Source organism: Planktothrix serta PCC 8927 (assembly GCF_900010725.2).
GTDB lineage: Bacteria > Cyanobacteriota > Cyanobacteriia > Cyanobacteriales > Microcoleaceae > Planktothrix > Planktothrix serta.
Window position 1 is genome coordinate 16,417 of record NZ_LR734885.1, and the last position, 14,865, is coordinate 31,281.

The 14,865-nt window shown below is 42.2% G+C and carries 19 protein-coding genes; 12 read left to right on the plus strand and 7 right to left on the minus strand.

Going from position 1 to position 14,865, the window contains the following annotated elements; translation table 11 throughout:
* Positions 1-23: 23 nt before the first annotated feature.
* The 3 genes from PL8927_RS25660 to PL8927_RS25670 all read left to right on the plus strand — a co-directional run bounded on the left by PL8927_RS25660 (position 24) and on the right by PL8927_RS25670 (position 2,770).
* A complete protein-coding gene (locus PL8927_RS25660; RefSeq protein WP_083626615.1) occupies positions 24-539 on the plus strand; it encodes a hypothetical protein in 516 nt (171 codons plus the stop codon).
* A gap of 197 nt (positions 540-736) precedes the next feature.
* On the plus strand, positions 737-1,126 hold the full coding sequence (locus tag PL8927_RS25665) for a HEPN domain-containing protein (protein WP_269322038.1): 390 nt from the start codon (positions 737-739) through the stop codon (positions 1,124-1,126).
* A 42-nt stretch (positions 1,127-1,168) separates the two neighbouring features.
* Entirely contained in the window at positions 1,169-2,770 is a 1,602-nt protein-coding gene (locus PL8927_RS25670) for a hypothetical protein (RefSeq protein WP_231506146.1), read from the plus strand.
* On the opposite strand, the gene PL8927_RS25675 is transcribed toward PL8927_RS25670, so the two are convergent.
* The gene (locus PL8927_RS25675; protein ID WP_156093337.1) at positions 2,680-2,895 is read right to left on the minus strand and encodes a type IV pilin-like G/H family protein; all 216 of its coding nucleotides are present in this window, start codon (positions 2,893-2,895) and stop codon (positions 2,680-2,682) included. The genes PL8927_RS25670 and PL8927_RS25675 overlap by 91 nt on opposite strands.
* Positions 2,896-2,914: 19 nt before the next feature.
* Between PL8927_RS25675 and PL8927_RS25680 the strand changes: the two genes are divergently transcribed.
* Positions 2,915-3,238 (plus strand): nucleotidyltransferase domain-containing protein, encoded by a 324-nt coding sequence (locus tag PL8927_RS25680; RefSeq protein WP_083626619.1) that lies wholly within the window; start codon positions 2,915-2,917, stop codon positions 3,236-3,238.
* A 220-nt stretch (positions 3,239-3,458) separates the two neighbouring features.
* Here the strand turns inward: PL8927_RS25680 and PL8927_RS25685 are convergent, their stop codons facing one another.
* Both PL8927_RS25685 and PL8927_RS25690 read right to left on the minus strand, forming a co-directional pair.
* Positions 3,459-3,938, minus strand: a complete 480-nt coding sequence (locus PL8927_RS25685) for a DUF3368 domain-containing protein (protein WP_083626621.1) — start codon at positions 3,936-3,938, stop codon at positions 3,459-3,461.
* 9 nt (positions 3,939-3,947) lie between these two features.
* A complete protein-coding gene (locus PL8927_RS25690; protein ID WP_083626623.1) occupies positions 3,948-4,211 on the minus strand; it encodes a UPF0175 family protein in 264 nt (87 codons plus the stop codon).
* Between the two features lie 448 nt (positions 4,212-4,659).
* On the opposite strand from PL8927_RS25690, the gene PL8927_RS25695 reads away from it, so the two are divergent.
* From PL8927_RS25695 to PL8927_RS25705, 3 genes are all read left to right on the plus strand, one after another.
* Complete coding sequence (locus PL8927_RS25695) at positions 4,660-5,097, plus strand: hypothetical protein (protein WP_083626625.1); 438 nt, start codon at positions 4,660-4,662, stop codon at positions 5,095-5,097.
* A gap of 100 nt (positions 5,098-5,197) precedes the next feature.
* Positions 5,198-5,521 (plus strand): nucleotidyltransferase domain-containing protein, encoded by a 324-nt coding sequence (locus PL8927_RS25700; RefSeq protein ID WP_083626619.1) that lies wholly within the window; start codon positions 5,198-5,200, stop codon positions 5,519-5,521.
* Positions 5,522-5,543: 22 nt separating this feature from the next.
* Positions 5,544-5,735 (plus strand): hypothetical protein, encoded by a 192-nt coding sequence (locus tag PL8927_RS25705; protein ID WP_156093338.1) that lies wholly within the window; start codon positions 5,544-5,546, stop codon positions 5,733-5,735.
* Between the two features lie 261 nt (positions 5,736-5,996).
* Here the strand turns inward: PL8927_RS25705 and ribE are convergent, their stop codons facing one another.
* A complete protein-coding gene (gene ribE / locus PL8927_RS25710) occupies positions 5,997-6,719 on the minus strand; it encodes a riboflavin synthase (RefSeq protein WP_083626627.1) in 723 nt (240 codons plus the stop codon).
* A gap of 600 nt (positions 6,720-7,319) precedes the next feature.
* Here ribE and PL8927_RS25715 point away from each other — a divergent pair.
* From PL8927_RS25715 to PL8927_RS25725, 3 genes are all read left to right on the plus strand, one after another.
* Positions 7,320-7,829: a bifunctional nuclease family protein gene (locus tag PL8927_RS25715; protein WP_072719862.1), complete on the plus strand. Its 510-nt coding sequence runs from the start codon at positions 7,320-7,322 to the stop codon at positions 7,827-7,829.
* Positions 7,830-7,933: 104 nt separating this feature from the next.
* The gene (locus PL8927_RS25720) at positions 7,934-9,055 is read left to right on the plus strand and encodes an aldo/keto reductase (RefSeq protein ID WP_083626629.1); all 1,122 of its coding nucleotides are present in this window, start codon (positions 7,934-7,936) and stop codon (positions 9,053-9,055) included.
* An 83-nt stretch (positions 9,056-9,138) separates the two neighbouring features.
* On the plus strand, positions 9,139-9,669 hold the full coding sequence (locus tag PL8927_RS25725; protein WP_083626631.1) for a hypothetical protein: 531 nt from the start codon (positions 9,139-9,141) through the stop codon (positions 9,667-9,669).
* Between the two features lie 162 nt (positions 9,670-9,831).
* Here PL8927_RS25725 and PL8927_RS25730 read toward each other — a convergent pair whose 3' ends face one another.
* Together PL8927_RS25730 and PL8927_RS25735 are read right to left on the minus strand one after the other, a co-directional pair.
* Positions 9,832-11,148: a homoserine dehydrogenase gene (locus tag PL8927_RS25730; RefSeq protein WP_083626633.1), complete on the minus strand. Its 1,317-nt coding sequence runs from the start codon at positions 11,146-11,148 to the stop codon at positions 9,832-9,834.
* Between the two features lie 146 nt (positions 11,149-11,294).
* Positions 11,295-11,504 carry an Hfq-related RNA-binding protein gene (locus PL8927_RS25735; RefSeq protein WP_083626636.1) on the minus strand — a complete coding sequence of 70 codons (210 nt, stop codon included), beginning with the start codon at positions 11,502-11,504 and terminating at the stop codon, positions 11,295-11,297.
* A gap of 129 nt (positions 11,505-11,633) precedes the next feature.
* Here PL8927_RS25735 and dapF point away from each other — a divergent pair, with 129 nt between their 5' ends.
* Both dapF and PL8927_RS25745 read left to right on the plus strand, forming a co-directional pair.
* Positions 11,634-12,479, plus strand: coding sequence for a diaminopimelate epimerase (gene dapF, locus PL8927_RS25740; RefSeq protein WP_083626639.1), 846 nt, complete (start codon positions 11,634-11,636; stop codon positions 12,477-12,479).
* Positions 12,480-12,522: 43 nt separating this feature from the next.
* Positions 12,523-13,665: a hypothetical protein gene (locus PL8927_RS25745; RefSeq protein ID WP_083626640.1), complete on the plus strand. Its 1,143-nt coding sequence runs from the start codon at positions 12,523-12,525 to the stop codon at positions 13,663-13,665.
* 78 nt (positions 13,666-13,743) lie between these two features.
* Here the strand turns inward: PL8927_RS25745 and PL8927_RS25750 are convergent.
* The coding region (locus PL8927_RS25750) for a calcium-binding protein (protein ID WP_269322037.1) at positions 13,744-14,865 on the minus strand (1,122 nt) is incomplete at its 5' end.

The following is a 14,865-nucleotide window of genomic DNA, read 5'->3' on the forward strand; positions in this document are numbered from 1 at the left end:
CTCAATTTTAATCGGGAGAAAATATGGCTGATAACAGACTTCGTAACTTTTTAATTGGCGCCGGAATTGCCACGGCGGGTGCTATTGGGACTAAAGTAGCCGTCGATTATTTCAAAAATCGAGGCAAAGAAGAGGTTGTAGATGAAAGTCAAGGGGACGCGATCGCAGCCTCTCCAGAACAGGTAAGTTATGCTGTTGTTCAACCGAGTTCGGTACAAAGCTTTTTAGATGCTAGTTTTGGGGAGCCCGGTCGTTATGTTCCCATTCGAGAACCTAAAGTTTTTGATTATCAAGGCCAACAATATATGGTGATTTGGGCTGAAGATAACAAAAACAACAAAAGTCAAATGATGGCTTTCCAATATACTGACGCCGGACGGAAAATGATTGCCAGTGTCGGCTATACCTCCGCTAAAACCGATTATAATCTTTCTTCTCTAAGTAGTACCCCCTTTGCAGTCGAAGTTAATGGTCAAAAATTAACCTCTGGTCAAGGAGAAACAGGCGGCAGTAACGACGTCGATTTTGTTCTAGCTTAACCCCCGTAGAGACGTGCCACGGCGCGTCTCTCTCTACTTTCTTTAAAATTGTCATCCTGAATGTAGCGAAGCGGAATGAAGGATCTTTGCTGATTCGGCGAGAACACAGTGAGATTCTTCGCTGCGCTCAGAATGACAAGAATAGTGAGTTTTATCTGATAGAAATTAGAATGCTAATTAAGTTGTGAGATTCTTCCCTGCGCTCNGATGAACAAAAATTACTACTAGAAAAAGCTAAACGGAGTCTAATGGGTGCAGATTTATTGGTGGAAAATAATCTAGCCGAACTGGCAACGTCCCGTGCTTATTATGCAATGTTTTATATCGCTTCTGCCTTTTTGTTGGCAAAAAACTTAAGTTTTTCTAGCCATTCTGCTGTGATTAGTGCTTTCGGTCGAGAATTTGCCAAGGACAATCAAAAATTTCGAGAATTTCACAGGGCTTTAATTGATGCACAGGATATGCGAAACCGGAGTGATTATGATTTGGATGTTAATATTACCACATCTGAAGCTAAACAACAAATTGATATTGCTAAACAATTTATGAATTTTTGGGAAACTTATCAGAAAAGTCTGGGAGCTTGAAAACTCAGTGTCTTCAGACCTGAAAGTGTCAAAATTAGTTATATGAGCATTTTCGCCCCCAACCTCTATTTATGCGCTTACCATCTCCGGGAAGATGACACCGAGGGAGAGACTCACCCCCTGTGGTCAAATTGCGATCGCCTCCTATCTCACCTCACCGACAGCCGACTGATACCCCATCTTCACCTCAGCGAAAATCGCATCCTCCTCCCCACACCTCAAAAGCAGATTTCCTTCACCCTCCCCAACTTTCCAGATATGGAAGGCTTTATCCAACCTGTCCAACTTCAAGAAGACAGTTATGGGGTATTTCTGAATATTGGCTATGATGATAGCAACCCGGCGAACACTGTAGAAATTCCGGTTCTGGAACAGTTTAACCCCAACCAGATTTTATCCTTTCCCCCAAGCCCATATTTTCTCGGACAAACTCTGCTATTAACCCTAAATTTAACCCCAGAAAATCAAGATTTGCAAGGTTCGGAATTAACGGAATTAGCCAATCAATGCTATCAGGCTTTATTCAATCAAAAGGCTGACCCCTCTCGGAGTCGGGAATTATTTGGGAGTCCGATTTTTGAATATGGAAATCCCCGCGAACCCGATAAATCGCCCCATGTTCTCATCTGGCTATTTCGAGATAAAAACGCCGATGAAATTCTAGGGAACTGCTTTGGGCTAACTTTTGACCTGTTTTTCTATCGCCATAAAGTCACCAAAGCCTTTCAAGATAGCCGGGAGATTTACCAGCAACTCAAACAATATTATCTCAGCCTAGACTCCATCTTAGACCAAATTCAAGCCCAAATTGATAGCGCCAAACCTGACCCCCAAGATAATACCTATCTCGAGGATTTCAAAACTCAGTTAAAACAACTCTCTGCCGATTCTCTGATTTACGATCGCCTCCTGCGGAAAATGAAAGATTTTCGCACAACAATTAACATAAATCTTAACAATTATAATGACACAATTGAGCGGATTTGTGCTACACTGGGAACCGATAAGGAAGAACTATCATTTTGGCGGTATTTCGGAGAACAAACCGCGCCCCAGTTCCGGCGACAAATTGAAGCGGATTTAAGTTATTTTGAACAGGGCACGGGGTTAATTAGTCAGGCGATCGCCTCGATTCGCGCTATTGTAGAAATTGACCAAGCTCAATGCGATCGCACCTGGCAACGGTGGGAGAAAAAGCGGGATAAACGACAACAAGAACTGCTTAAAAAAGCCGAAGACGAAGCCAAAGCAGAACAAGAACGACAACAAGACGCTAACCAAGATTTGCAAGACCATATTCAATCTATTGGTGTGGGAATTGCAGCCGGGGCGATAATTGCTTCCACATCGGGTTTGATGACAGCACCCTGGAGTCCTCCCACACGCGATAACTGGATTAAATCCTTTCCCCTTCCCCCTTTTATTATCGCCCTAGTTCTCAGTGCATTCTGTTCTTGGGGTGCATGGAAGTTAATGAAATGGCGAATTAAGAGTCAGAGAATGCGATCGCTAAAACCCATCTCACAAAAAACCGCTCTTAAAACAGAGAAGCCCTATCTGACCGGACTCGAACCCGCAGGACATTTTAACCCTTCTCCGGGTACAGGAGTTGAGGACAAAGCCGGGGGCTCGGTGGAGGGTTGATCAGTTTTGCAAATATTAGCTAAAGCCATTACACTGCCTGCTGTGTGGCTAACGGTTACAACTCCAGCATAACTAGGGAGTCCGTCTTGTCTATGGATAACAGTACCATTAAGGAAATCCTGCATACCCTATCTATTTAATAAAATGAAACATCAAAAATTACCGGAGATTATAGAATTTATTAAAAATTGGTTTAAAACCCATTATTCTGAACAGGTTGTTCAAATTATTTTATATGGTTCTCAAGCTAGGGGGGAAGCTAAACCTGATTCAGATATTGACTTACTGATTGTGATGAAATCCGCGTTTAATTACTCTGATGAAATCAAAAAAACCAGTGAGTTTATTCAAGAATTATCCTTAAAATATGATACGGTTATCTCCCGTGCTTTTGTCTCTGAGCAGCGTTTTAATCAAGAAAAAAGTCCATTTATTTTGAATGTTCATCGGGAAGGAATTGTTCTATGAGTAAAGTGTCAAAATTAGTTATATGAGCATTTTCGCCCCCAACCTCTATTTATGCGCCTACCATCTCCGGGAAGATGACACCGAGGNCTGTGAGATTCTTCCCTGCGCTCAGAATGACAAGAATAGTGAGCATTATTCCCTAAACGAGGGTAAGATTTTCGGAGTTGTTGATATGCGATCGCTGCGGTTCCATTAAACGGAAGAATTGGAATTGAACAGTTTATCTATAAAATTCTTTGAGTAAATCTTGAACGAGTTGGGGAGAAGCACGGAAATTGGTTACTTCTAACAGTTGCCTCAAAGTTTCAGGAAAATTCAGCCAGTTTCGTCTCCCAGCTTCCCCCAAAATTCCTAATAAACCAATGATGTTGATGCCAAGTTTTTGAGCAATTTGACGAGCCGCTAAATCATCGACAATCAGCAAATCAGCTTTGAGGGACTGAGCCAGAAGAATGGCAGCTTGCTCGCCAGCTTGTAGGCGTTGTAATCGAGGATCATTACCTGGAGCCACTGAACAAATTTCTAGCCATTCCGGGGGGTGATCGATCCAATTTTGCAAGGCAAGAGGCGCACCTGGGGCTTGCATTTCAGCTTGAACAACATCAGGAATAATGATAGTTTGATAGAGGCGCGGGAGTAGCTCAATTTGGTTAATTAAGAGCAAGTAAAGGATCGGTGAAGTGTCACAAATTACAATCATTTAAGAATGTTAATGTTCCTGAAGGTGCTGGAGGGTTTGTAAGTCTTGATGGAAGTCAGTAATCGTGTAATGGAGGTATGCTCGGTGTTTTTTGAGGAACGTTTCAACTTCAAAGCGGTTCAGGTTGAGAATCCGTCCGACTTCAGCAGTGGTTAGCTTTTGAGCGTTGTAGGATTCGACTACTAAGGTTTCTAGGATGCGTTGGGAGAAGTTTTCTAGGTTGGGTTGGAGTTGTTGAATGTATTCATCGGGGATTTCAATGGTGATTTGCATTTTGGAGTTGGGGGATGGAGGTTTATAGTTTTAGTGTAGCGAGGGTAAGTCTAACAGGACTTACGCAAGCAGGCTATATATAGCGTGTCAAAAGTAGGCGATCGCATACCAATAATAATAGCAATCGCCCTAAAAAGTCCTAATTATTTATTTTCCCCCCAATGTTGGGGGCTAGGGGGCTAGATGGCTTGAAATGTATAGTGTATTTGCCCCCTAAATCCCCCAAAATTGGGGGACTTTAAGAGGTTGTCCTGTTAAAGTGATCTCGTTTGAGTTACGAGCGCGATGGCGTAGCCGCCGCCTGTCGGCATCGCTAACTCATTAGTACACTACATATAGCGTAACTGCGTAAGTCCTGTCTAAGCCATATGAGTCTCCCTACTATTGGGCGGCATTTTGTGCCATTGGATAGTAAGATTTGAGAAGTTTTTAACAGGAGTAATGAGCCATGACCCCCGAACAACGTATTGCTGCTTTCTGGGAGATTTGGAAAACTAACCCGGATAATATTTTAGAAACATCGGGAGCTTCTAAAGATTTACAGACTTTGAATGATAGTTTACTGGCTTGTCAAGATAAGTCAGATTCTGAGGTGGCGACTGTCATCAAAGAATGGTGTCGCTCTTATCCTAAGTTGACTCAGAAACTTATGGATAAAGTGGGGGAAAGGAAGCTAAGAGGGGAGCATAATGATTCCCCCAATACAGGGTACACGGCTTATAAAAATATCTATCCGATGGATGCAGCCATTACCTACAAGCTAAAAGGTTCTGATAATGATTCACCCAATACAGGGGACACGGCTTATAAAAATATCTATCCGAAAATTACCGAAATTCTGCGAACCCGCGCTCCGATAACGGGCAAAAAAGAGGGTAAATCTTGATGGGTTTTCAACTGTAATGGCAAACCCTTTTTACAGGTGGCAGAGCCGCAGAATGGCGTGTTACGAGAGTAGCCCAGTTTATGGCACATAAGTTAATAAAATGAAACATCAAAAATTACCGGAGATTATAGAATTTATTAAAAATTGGTTTAAAACCCATTATTCTGAACAGGTTGTTCAAATTATTTTATATGGTTCTCAAGCTAGGGGGGAAGCTAAACCTGATTCAGATATTGACTTGCTGATTGTGATGAAATCCGCGTTTAATTACTCTGATGAAATCAAAAAAACCAGTGAGTTTATTCAAGAATTATCCTTAAAATATGATACGGTTATCTCCCGTGCTTTTGTCTCTGAGCAGCGTTTTAATCAAGAAAAAAGTCCATTTATTTTGAATGTTCATCGGGAAGGAATTGTTCTATGAGTAAAGTGTCAAAATTAGTTATATGAGCATTTTCGCCCCCAACCTCTATTTATGCGCCTACCATCTCCGGGAAGATGACACCGAGGGAGAGACTCACCCCCTGTGGTCAAATTGCGATCGCCTCCTATCTCACCTCACCGACAGCCAACTGATACCCCATCTTCACCTCAGCGAAGTCTTATCTGACCGGACTCGAACCCGGAGGACATTTTAACCCCTCTCCGGGTACAGGAGTTGAGGACAAAGCCGGGGGCTCGGTGGAGGGTTGATCAGTTTTGCAAATATTAGCTAAAGCCATTACANAAAGCCTTGAAATAAATTTCAGGCTCAAAGCTAAAACCCGTTAAAACGGGTTAATAAAGAATGATCTTAGTCATCTTTAGATGACTTTAGCTTTTAGCCCGAAATTTATTTCAGGGCTAACGTGGGTTAAGTTGACAGACTTTGGGTTCTCCCGCCCGTAATTAGTGATCAGTCAACTAAATCCATGTTCTGCTAAAAACTCTGGGGTAATCTCCTCTAAGGTGGAAATCGCTGGAATATTATTATAACTTTCCAAGGGATTTAAGTTGCCTTTGAGGTAACTTTGCAGAAATTTCCCCACATATTTTCCTAAAATATCCGCTTCAATATTAACCCAACTTCCCGGTTGCAAATAGCGTAAATTCGTTTCTTGATAACTATGGGGAATAACCGCCACTTCAAACCAACGACCCTCAACATCACAATCAGAAATCGTTAAACTAATCCCATTGACCGCAATACTCCCTTTTGGCACAATATAAGGCGCGATTTGACGATCCCAAATTGTGGCGACGCTCACAGGAGCAGAAAACCGCATTTCCCAAGAGGTTGCTGTGGGAACAACAGACTGGAGACACCCGACCCCATCAACGTGACCCGTGACAAAATGCCCCCCTAACTTACTTCCAGCCCGCAGGGACGTTTCTAAGTTAAAATAACCCTCTAAACTCTGTCCCAGTTTTGTCCGATTTAAAGTCTCAGGAGACGCCGTTGCGATAAACCCTTTGTCCCGAATTTCCACCACCGTTAAGCAAACTCCGTCCACGGCTACACTATCACCGATGGCTAAATCCTGTAAAATTAAGTCCACATCCCCTAAAACGCAACTAATTTGGAACTGATCTTGTCCTATAGGTTGAAGGGTTCCGAGTGCTTGAATAAGTCCTGTAAACATCTTGGTTGACGGTTGACGGTTGACAGTTGATAGTTGACAGTTGACGGTTGACGGTTGACGGTTAACACAGAACAGCCAACAGACAACAAAATCTAATGTCGATTCTGACAAAAATCAAGGCATACTGGAATGGAGGTGGTCTGGTGTCTATATGTATAGCTTAACCACTGAGTTTGTCGAGAGTATTTGATATATAGGCTAAGGCTAAACCAGTCAGCACCCCGCTCTAAAGAGAAGGGGCTTGATGCCCCCAACTTTAGGTAGCTGACCAGCCTAAGTCCCATCTATGGGGAAACTACGTTATCGGCAAGTGTTCAAGACCTACCTGGGAATGCGTAGCCAGTTCCTAGCTCTAGAACAAGAAAGTTAAACAGTTTTACGAGGGGTAAAACAGTGCTTCTTGATAGTTACCGACCGATAACATTGGCAAGGCTAACATGACATCATGCAGGATAGGCGTTTCCGGCTAAATAACAGGAGTGGGTAGGAACTGCATCTCTTTCTATCCTCCCCAAACAGGGGAAGCAGTTGAAAAACTGCGAGTCAAACTTCATCCGCGAGTTAAAACGTCGCGGTTTACCTTCTCCCGTGAGGTTTTAGATGATTGAAATGAAAGTCGCTGGAATTGCACTCGACGCCGCTACACGCAGCCCTATTATTTTACTGCGGGATGCGGTCGAGAGACGTGCTTTACCGATTTATGTGGGCCAAGATCAAGCAAAATCCATCCTCGGCGCTTTAGAAAATCACAAACCACCCCGACCCCTGACCCATGATTTATTTGTGAATCTTCTCGAAACTTGGGATATGACCCTAGAGAAAATTGTGATTCATTCCCTGCAAGATAGCACCTTCTACGCCGTGTTAATTGTTCGTCAAGGGGAAATTAGAAAGGAAATTGATGCGCGTCCGAGTGATGCAATTTCTATTGCTTTACGCACCGATAGCCCCATTTGGGTGATGGAAGAAGTCATTGCAGATGCGTCTATTCCTGTAGATAGGGACGCAGATGAGGCTGAAAGACGAGCGTTTCGAGACTTTGTATCTAATTTGAGTCCTTCAGATTTAATTAAACGTTCAGAACTCAACAAAACCGATGAAATGCAATAACAGGGTGATGGGGTTTAGGGTGCAAAAAAACAGGAAGCTGTGTTAAAAAGTCTATCCCAATTGCTAACAGTCAACAGCCAACAGTCAACAGTTAACAATTAGTAATGCGTTATCGACGGTTTGGCAAAACAAATCTGGATCTTTCGGTATTTACCTTGGGAACAATGCGTTATTTGTCATCCCCAGAAAATGCCTATTTAACAATAGAAAAGGCTCTCTCTCTAGGAATTAATCATATTGAAACAGCAAGAGGTTATGGTCAAAGCGAATCTTTTTTAGGGGAAGCCCTATTAGCGGGTTTATCCATCAAGCGATCGCAACTTTATATTACGACAAAAATCCCCCCCACTGCCAACCCAGATCAGTTAGAAAAACAGATTGATCAGTCCCTAGAACGCCTGAATTTAGATTACCTTGACTGTTTAGCCATTCATGGAATTAACACCAGAGAACACCTCGAATACACCCTGCAAGGACTATCAGGAGTTGAAAAAGCGATCGCCGATGGTCGAGTTCATCATTTAGGGTTTTCAACTCACGCTCCCCTAGAAGTGATTTTAGCCACCATAAAAACAGATTTATTTCAATTTGTCAATCTGCATTATTACTATTTTTTTCAACGAAATGCGATCGCTATTGAGTTAGCCTCTCAAAAAGATATGGGGATATTTATTATTTCTCCTGGGGATAAAGGCGGACAACTTTATAACCCCCCAGAAACCTTAAAAACTCTCTGTGATCCGATTTCTCCCTTAACCTTAACCTATCGCTTTTTATTAAGTGATTCCCGCATTACCACCTTAAGTTTAGGGCCAGCTAATCCCCAAGAATTAGATCAACCCTTAAAAATTGCCGATCAAGATGGTAAACTTACCCTAGAAGAACTTGCTATTTTTCAACAATTAGAAGCTCAAAAAATAGAAAAATTAGGAACAAATCAATGTAGTCAATGTTATCAATGTTTACCCTGTCCTGAACAGATTAATATTCCCGAAGTCCTACGCTTAAGAAATTTAGCCCTTGCGTATGATATGACCGACTTTGGCAAATATCGTTATCGAATGTTTGAAAATGCAGGTCATTGGTTTCCCGGTCGTAAAGCCAATCATTGTAACGACTGTGGGGACTGTTTACCCCGTTGTCCCGAACAATTAGACATTCCCACCTTATTAAAAGATACCCATGAACAATTAAACGGGAAATCAGGAAGAAGACTTTGGGAATAAAAATCACGAAAAACCCTTAATAATCCTTCTCTCTTTCTTCGTGTCTTCGTGTCTTTGTGGTTGCTTTTATCCTCTTTTAATTTATGAATTCCATCCCTAAATTAACTCAATTGTTGACCTGTATTTTTATTTTTAATAGTTTAATTATTCCGGTGCGATCGCAAACACCCATCCAGGAAGAAAGTTTACCTGTTGACCTCAATAAACCTCCTAAACCCTGTTTTTCAGAAGATGCGGTTTTACCCTTTCCTCCTCTCTCCCAAACCGAACCTAGCATCCCCAGTCTTTGGTTAGCAGAACAACTCTATGGGGATAAAGTTCTACAAACGTGGTATATTGAAAATAGCGTTATTCAAATTTCACCTAATCTTTATTTAGACTCTCCTGTCACCTTAGTTGTAGATCGAGAAAATTGGAATGCAGAACGCTATTTAGGACAATATGTATTCGTAAATCGATTTGCTAATGTCACCCGCAGTTATGGTTATAATTTACGAGTTTGTAATCTTCAAGGAGATTTACTCGCCTATTATCAGTGTGATTTCACCACATCCCCTTTAAGTTGTCAAGTTCAAATTCGGTCTACAGGTTTAAGACGAAGAGATTTTAAATAATATAAAGCAGGGAACAGGGAACAGGGAACAGGGAACAGGGAACAGGGAAACGAAAATAATTTTACCCTGATTATTATTCAACATAAATGACCCCAGAAACCGGGTTTTTAACCCTTTAATTTTCGTTATAAACCCGGTTTCTGTGCCCAGAGGAGAAAATCTCTAAAGTACCCGTAAAATAGTAGGAATACTCTCAATTGCATCTAAGCTTTGAATCTCATTTAAAGCTTTATGAAAATCCCCTTCCAGAACATCATGAGTCACCACGACAATTTCCGCTAAATTCTGATGAAATCCCGTTTGAACAATTGACTCTAAACTAACATTATGCTGACCAAAAGTGGTTCCGATTTTCCCGATCACCCCCGGAGAATCATTTGTTAAAAAACGAGCATAAAAACGGGTAACTAAATCAACCATCGGTGCAATTTTGCAGTAATGTTGATGGGTGCAAGTCATTAGTTCATGAGTAACAACAGGACTCACGACCTCTGCTTCTTGCATTTGTAGGACAGCAATAATATTTAAAAGATCAGAAACCACTGCACTCGCTGTTGGCCCCGATCCGGCTCCCCGTCCAAAAAACATCACCTGTCCAATCGGTTCACCTTCGACTAAAATCGCGTTGTAAACATCATTAATACTCGCTAAGGGATGAACTTTAGGAACTAAAGTCGGATGAACTCGAACCGATAATAAATCCTGCTCAGGAGTGGCGTGGGGATCTCGCGAAGCGATCGCTAATAACTTAATGACAAATCCCAACTTTTCTGCATAAGCAATATCCGTCGCCGTCACCTTTCTAATTCCTTCACAGTAAACCTGTTCTAACTTAATTCTGCCTCCAAAAGCTAAAGACGCCAGAATTGCAATTTTATCCCCAGCATCCAACCCATCAATATCGGCGCTGGGGTCAGCTTCTGCATATCCTAAGCGTTGAGCATCGGCTAAGACTTCTGCAAAATCTACCCCTTCATTTTTCATCCGGGTCAAAATATAATTAGTCGTGCCATTAATAATTCCCGTGACTTTATGAATTCGATTTGCACCTAACGATTGTTTTAAAGATTGAATCACAGGAATTCCGCCAGCAACGGCTGCTTCTAACAGCACATAAACCCCTTTTTCATTCGCCGCTTCAAAAATTTCACTTCCATAACGGGAAATCACGGCTTTATTGGCGGTGACAACGTGTTTACCGTTTTCAATGGCTTGTAAAATCAGCGATCGCGCTGGTTCCAAACCGCCAATTAATTCCACAACAATATCAACCGCCGGATCAATGACAATTTCTTCTAAATCCGTTGTTAATAAATATTCGGGTATATTAACACTCCGGGCTTTAGACAGCGATCGCACCCCCACCCGATGCAAACTTAACTCCGATAACAACGGATGACGACCCTCTGGACTCAACAAAATTTCAACGGTTCCTGTCCCAACCGTCCCTAGTCCTAATAAACCAATTTTAAAAACCACAATTCCAAAGCGTCCCTAACGCAAGGCTACACTCCCCATTTTGACATTATCAGGGTGTTATCAGTTATCAGTGATCAGTGATCAGTGATCAGTGTAAAAGTTAAGAGTTACGAGCCGATCAACTTGTCCCCTTGTCCCCTTGTCCTCTACTTAGGACGAATAAAGGCGATCGCATTGCGCCAAATCAGGATTTGCTTGTTATTTTGATCTTGTAAACACAGACAGTTAGGATCTTGCCAAAGAATGACCCCTTCGAGAACATCATTAGTAAGCAGTTTGATTTCCACGGCATTTTTATCCTTCGTATAGCTTTGGACTTTGCGAATACTGGGTAAATCAGTATTGAATTCAGACATAAGAGTTGTTTAAAAGTTAACGTTACAAACCATAATAGAAAGGAGTGAGCCCTTCAAGATTTTCAATCTGTTGCTCACTATACTTCCAACGTTAAACGGATACTGGTAAGGATAGCAGTGGAGGAAGTCATGACCCTTAAATTTACCAAATATCACGGTTTAGGCAATGATTTTATCTTGATTGATAATCGCCATCAATCAGAACCCCTAATCACTCCAGAACAAGCCGTAGAACTGTGCGATCGCAATTTTGGCATTGGTGCCGATGGGGTGATTTTTGCCCTACCTGGAACCCCCACCACTGACTATACCATGCGAATTTTCAACTCCGATGGGTCAGAACCTCAGATGTGTGGCAATGGAATTCGCTGTTTAGCTAAATTTATTGCTGAGTTAGAAAATCAAGATCAGATCACATCCCCAGTCCGTTACAAAATCGATACTTTAGCGGGTGTAATTACCCCCCAATTACAACCCGATGGCCAAGTTAAAGTTGATATGGGACTTCCGCGACTCTTGGCCAAAGAAATTCCCACAACCTTAGCCGCCGCCGATGAAAAAGTCGTGAATATTCCCTTAGAAGTGGCGGGACACTCTTGGAATATCACGGGTGTCAGCATGGGAAACCCCCACTGTATTACCTTTGTTGAGGATGTCGCGGCCATCAAACTCTCAGAAATCGGCCCCCTATTTGAGCATCATTCCGTTTTCCCCGAACGCACAAATACTGAATTTATTCAAATGGTTCAGCGAAATTATATTAAAATGCGGGTCTGGGAACGCGGTGCTGGCGCAACTCTGGCCTGTGGAACTGGAGCTTGTGCTGCTGTTGTTGCTGGAGTTTTAACCGAAAATTGCGATCTTATTGTTACAGTAGAATTACCCGGAGGTTGTCTTGACATTGAATGGTCAAATGATCATCAAAATTTGTACATGACAGGGCCAGCACAACGGGTATTTACAGGGAAATATTAACAACTTGACCACTTTTGAAGCATGACTCAAGCAGGTAAATAATATGGGTGGAGGGATTTATCTGATTCAGGATGATGATCGGCTGGTGGAAATGATGGAACAGCCTTATGATTCTGAAGATCAAATACAAGAATTATTAGAAACCTATCCTAATCTCTTAGCAGGGGATGAAATTGATCGGGTGACATCTCGACGATGGTTATTAATTTCACGCGATGTTACCATTTCTGCTGAGGAAGATGATGGTAGTCGCTGGTCATTTGATCATTTATTTTTGGATCAAGATTCTATTCCCACAATTGTTGCGGTTAAACGCAGTCGGACTGCGGAAACCCGACAAAAAATGATCGGTCAAATGTTAGATTATGCGGCAAATTTAGCTTTATATTGGCCGATAGAATCGATTATTGCTCAATTTGAAGCCAACTGTCGAGAACAGGGTCGAGATCCCGAACAAGTTTTTGAAGAATTTCTCGGTTCTGATCTGAATGAAGATGGATTTTGGCAAAAAGTTAAAACGAATTTGCAAGCGGGAAAACTCCGTTTAGTGTTTGTTGCGGATGATATTGCTAGTCCCTTAAGGCGAGTTGTAGAATTTTTGAATAAACAAACGGATTTAGTGGAAGTTTTAGCTTTAGAAATTAAACAATATGTCAGTCAAGAGGGGTTAAAAACCTTAGTTCCTCGGTTAATTGGTCAGACAGCAGAAGCTCAACAAAAAAAATTGAGTGCGACGGTCGAACGCCGTCGTTGGGATGAAGTTTCCTTTTTTGAAGAATTCCAAGTGCGCCGAGGCTTGGATGAAGCAGAAATGGCTGAAGAAATTCACAACTGGGCAAAACGTCAAGAACCCGAAATTATTATACAGTGGGGAACAGGTGATCTTTATGGGGGGTTTACGGCTTTACTCCAACAAAAAGGTCGAAAACCTTTAAAATTATTTAGCGTTGATATTTCAGGACGTTTAGAAATTTCCTCTAATAAATATGGTTCTCAACCTCCTTTTGATCAAGAGAAAAAATGGTTAGAACTCAGAAATAAATTGAGTGCTATTGGTTTATCTCTTCCCCTAGAACCTACAGAATATCGAGAACCAACATTACAGTTATCCAACTTAGAAGATCAAACTGTATTACAACAAGTTCTCCAAACGTTTGATTGGGTTATTTCGATAATTAAAGCGTGAAGGAGTAAACCCACACGCCCAGGTAAAAAATGATCAGTGTTAGAGACGCGCCGTGGCACGTCTCTACACTAATGACTATTATCCGAGAACAAAATTGCTCTCACCGATCAAGTTGCTATCAACTCCAAGCAGTTCAGCCAACTGTTGTTGACTACTGGCGATTTTAATCAGAGTCGAGCCGTTAAAAGAGGTAATTTCTAACTGTTCAAAAGTTAGACCTCCGGTTAAAGCGATAATATCCTCTCCGTTCGTAAAGTCGGTAATCAGGTTATTCCCAAAACTACTGGCCAGATAGAAGCGGTCATTACCCGCACCACCAGTTAGGGTGTCATCGCCCCCGGCTCCAACTAACCAGTCATTACCTTGACCTCCGGTTAAGACATCGTTACCCTCACCGCCATCGAGGGTATCATCCCCTAAATCTCCGAATAGGATATCATTGCCCTCATTTCCATCTACAAGGTCATTGGCTTGACCGCCATAGAGGGTGTCATTATCTGCACCACCAGACATAGTGTCTTGGTCTTCTCCACCCAAGAGCAGGTCATCACCTGCATTGCCTTCTAAGATGTCGCTGCCAATATCTCCGAATAGGGTGTCTTTACCGTCACCGCCTTGGAGGGAGTCATCGTTTTGACCGCCAAACATCTGGTCATCACCATTGCCTCCTTGTAAAAAGTCATCGTTTTTACCGCCTAAGAGGATGTCATTACCGTCATCTCCGATTAGGACATCTTTGCCTTCATCTCCGAAAATGAGATCATTTCCCTCACCACCTGTGATGTAGTCATCTTCTTTTCCTCCATAAGCGATGTCATCTCCGCTACCGAGGTCGATGTAATCATTGCCTTTATAGCCGTACACCTGATCATTCCCAGCATCTGAGTTAATCGAGTTATTCTCATCTGTGCCGAGTATTTCATCATTATCACTTGTCCCCTGTTGGACTTCTCCACTGGGTTTGGTTGTATTTAACGTTAGCCCGACAGTAAAATTCGTCGAGGGATCAAATACGGCTGTTGCTTGGGATGTGGGAGTAACCGTAGGTTGGGATGTGGAAGTTGATGTTGGTTCCGGTGTGGGAGTAACTGTAGGTTCCGGTGTGGGAGTAACCGTAGGACTCGGTGTGGGAGTAACCGTAGGACTCGGTGTGGGAGTAACTGTAGGAATCGGTGTGGGAGTAACTGTAGGAATCGGTGT